This is a genomic window from Legionella santicrucis (assembly GCF_001468135.1).
GTDB lineage: Bacteria > Pseudomonadota > Gammaproteobacteria > Legionellales > Legionellaceae > Legionella > Legionella santicrucis.
This window is the reverse complement of sequence record NZ_LNYU01000083.1, coordinates 5,568-9,152: the sequence shown is the minus strand read 5'-3', so window position 1 is coordinate 9,152 and position 3,585 is coordinate 5,568. Positions and strand designations below refer to the sequence as shown.

The window sequence follows — 3,585 nt, the reverse complement described above, 5'->3', positions numbered from 1 at the left end:
TTTTCCCAAGACAGGCCGCAAGTGCTGCTCCTTTATCACTGGTTGTATCCAGTTTTTTAATATAAATCCCTGGATAGCCAATGTCTTTACCATCAATAATCACATCAGGAATCGTCTTCTCCGCATTATCACGCTTGAGGGCATAAAATTGCTCTCTATTTTGGGGACTGATGCCGTTTTGGATTAAGATTTGTTGGGCTGCACTGTGTTCTTGTTGGTACTTGGCATAAAAGGCTTCCAGAACAATCATGTCAACATTTGCCAACGGTAAGCGTCCTTGGCAAAGAGAGACGAGCTGGGTTTGCAGCTCAAATAGGCGTTGACTGAATACTTTCAGCTGTTCTTCGCGCGCCATTCGTTCTTCGGGGTTGGCCAAGGGCTTTTTCTTAAGGCTCTTATATTGTCTTGATACCGTAGCGAGTTCCTTTTTGACCTCTTGAATTTTATCTCTTACTTGTGCATCGAACTTTTGGCCTTCTTGCTTCGTTGCTTTCTGGCCCATTTTTCCCATCGCCTCAATGGCTTCTGCATGCGGTAATAGGGCGCGAAAACGGGGGTTAGCAAGGTAGAGGTTGGCCAGTTTTAGCCATTGCGGAAACGCACACGTATCGGCTTTGGGAAGCTCAAATAAGCACGCATCATGAACCAGGTAGTTATAGGCATTTTGGTCTTTAAATTGGAGTAAATAATGCAATACTGCTTTTTCATCCTTAAAAATAGCGGCTAATTTAAGGGCATGATCTTCAGCCACCCCATTATGTTCCACCATAAGAGCTAATTGGCATAAAGGAAGCACTTTTTGATAACAGTCAGGATGAGAAATTCCCTTATCATTTTCTGCTCTAAAGTCCCCTAATCCCCATTGCTGTAATGTGGCCTTCATGAAAGAGGCAGCTTCATCACCATACTCATGGTGAATGCGCTCAATGAGCTCATTGGTTTTGGCGCTATAGGCAAGTGATTTTTGTTTTAATCCCTGGAGGGTTTGGAGTTCTTGTAAAATATTCAGCATGGACAAGGGTGACATATTTTTTTTCTCGTCGGTTGGATTATGTGAGAGGGACAAATCAGCTTTTTTACTAACGGCATAGGGGTTCACTAAAAGTAAAACCAGTACAACTAAAAATGGCTCACCTCACCTCAATGTGCACAGACTTTAATCTATATAATTGCTCAATATAACTGTCGAAAATGAACAGGGTACAACAGCTGAAAAAAATACAATGAATGAAAGCAATGGATCTGCTTCAGAAGTGATAAAAACTAAATAATTCTGTATCCATTGCATTTAGGGAAATATTAACGATTCATGTTGATAATTCGAAAAAAATAAGTAAATCTTTCTATTTGAATCCGTGGAGTAAGAAAAATATGAGATCAATATACGGAAAAAGCGGGTATAGCGTCTTCCGTATCACCTAAGTTACGACATTGCTTATTTACTTGGATGAAAGCAGGGAGTCGGTGATGCATTACTGCACCTTACTCAGGTCATGAAGGTTGCGCATCGCTTGAAATTTATTCAAAACTATCATTGAGGCACAACCTATGTATGCGAGTAAAATAAAAGACATTTCCTGAAATGTAACTTCAGTGGCTTCTCAGCGCAGATGCCTTAACATAGGAGCTGGGTTATGCAGCACATTTTTGCCAGTATTATTTTCTTTGGCAATCGAGAAAAATGAGTTCCTGTTTTGAGGTATTCTTAAAATATCCTTATTTGAAGACAATACAGCTTGTTTCTTATCTTCACTACTATAGTCAATTTCTGTAGGCAATAACGTTAGAATGGTTTTTAAGCTTTCAGAATTATCGGCAGCACGATCAAGCACTGTATAGCCCTCTTTGTTTTGAATCATCACCGCCTCTAGACGTTGATTTTCCGGCAATAGCACTAGAATGGTCTTTAGGTGTTCAGCATTGCTAGCAGCAAGATGAAGTGTTGTATTGCCGCCTTCGTTTTGAATTCTCACCGCCTCTAAGCGTTGATTTTCCGGCAATAACCCTAGAATGATCTTTAAAATTTCAGCATTATTAGTAACCCACTGCAGCACTGTATAGCCATAGTTGGTTTTAACCATCACCGCCTGTAGGCGTTGATTTTCCGGCAATAACTCTAGAAGGGTCTTCAGGCTTTCAGGATTTTTAGCCGCATCGTGAAGCACTGCGTTGCCACATTCTTCTTGAATCATCACCGCCTCTAAGCGCTGATTTACTGGTAATAATTCGAGAACGGACTTTAAGCTTTCCGGATTACCAGAAGCCAGATGAAGTACCGTATTGTCATATTTGTCTCCAATCCTCACCGCCTCTAGACGTTGATTTTCCGGCAATAACACTAGAATGGTCTTTAGGCTTTCAGGATTGTTAAAAGCCTTATGAAGTACTGTCTTGCCAAACCTTTCTTGAATCCTCAGCGCTTCTAGAAGTTTATTTTCTGGCAATAATATTAGCATGGCCGTTAGGCTTTCAGGATTATCAGCAGCCAGATGAAGTACTGAATTGCGACCATCTTGGTTTTGAATCATCACCGCCTTTAAGCGCTGATTTTCTGGTAATAACTCTAGAACGGCTTTTATGATTTTAGGATTCTTAGCATTATCGTAAAGTACTGTCTTGCCAAATTTGTTTTTAATTATCACCGCCTCTAGACGCTGATTTTCCGGTAATAACGCTAGAATAGCCTTTAGGCTTTCAGGATTGTTAATAGCCTTATGAAGTACTGTATTGCCATAGTTGTCTTGAATCATCACCGCCTCTAAGCGCTGATTTTCTGGATATAATGCGAGCATGGTCTTTAGGATTTCAGAATCATCAGCAGCCAGATGAAGGACCGTCTCACCACGTTTGTTTTTTTGTGTTATTGCCACTTCTTTTTGTAACAGGATTTTTTGTGCGATACCAAAATGGTGATTGCTTAATGCAGCCAGCAGTGGCGTATTTTCTTCTGGATAACTGACCCCATTGACTTTAGCGCCTTGTTTTAAGAGCACATCGAATATATCCTCATATCCTTTCTCAGCCGCCCAAAATAAGGCGGTTTTCATGTGAGCATCAAAGGTTTCAAGACAAGCTCCGTGCTCCAGCAGATAGTTCACCATGGCTAAGTCCTTGTTTTGAACCGCGATGATAAGCGGAGTATTTTCATCATCATCTTTGATGTCCACTTGCGCCTGCGCTGCAATCAATTGTTTGGCAATATCGCGTCCCACTTCGTTTTTATCTTTGTAGAGCACTTTTTCAAGAGCACGGATTAAAGCGGTATTGCCGTATTTATCTTGGATGTTTACATTAATGCCACGTGCAATGAGGGTGCTGAGGCTCTCCTTATCGGCCTTTAAGGTGGCAATATGCAAGGCGCTTTGCCCCAACATGTCCCTCGTATTAATCGCAGCACCTTGTTCCAGAGCATCAAAAGCGATGATTTTTTTGTTTAGTTGTTGCAGATAATACCAGTTAGTCGCGAGCAGCGCGTCAAAGGCTTCTTGGTGATTGACGGCGCATTCACCTAATAGCTGCAGTAATGCATGGTTCTTGGTAGAGAGGACAAACGCCATGGCTTGTTGCAATGCTTCGTTGTTGTGT

Annotated in this window: 2 protein-coding genes; both read right to left on the bottom strand. The window is 41.4% G+C overall.

The features are described 5' to 3' along the window. Positions 1-1,027: anticodon-binding domain-containing protein (locus Lsan_RS22695; RefSeq protein WP_193392730.1), on the bottom strand; the 1,027-nt coding region annotated here is incomplete at its 3' end. 574 nt (positions 1,028-1,601) lie between these two features. Beyond that, positions 1,602-3,585: ankyrin repeat domain-containing protein (locus tag Lsan_RS15015; protein ID WP_193392728.1), on the bottom strand; the 1,984-nt coding region annotated here is incomplete at its 5' end.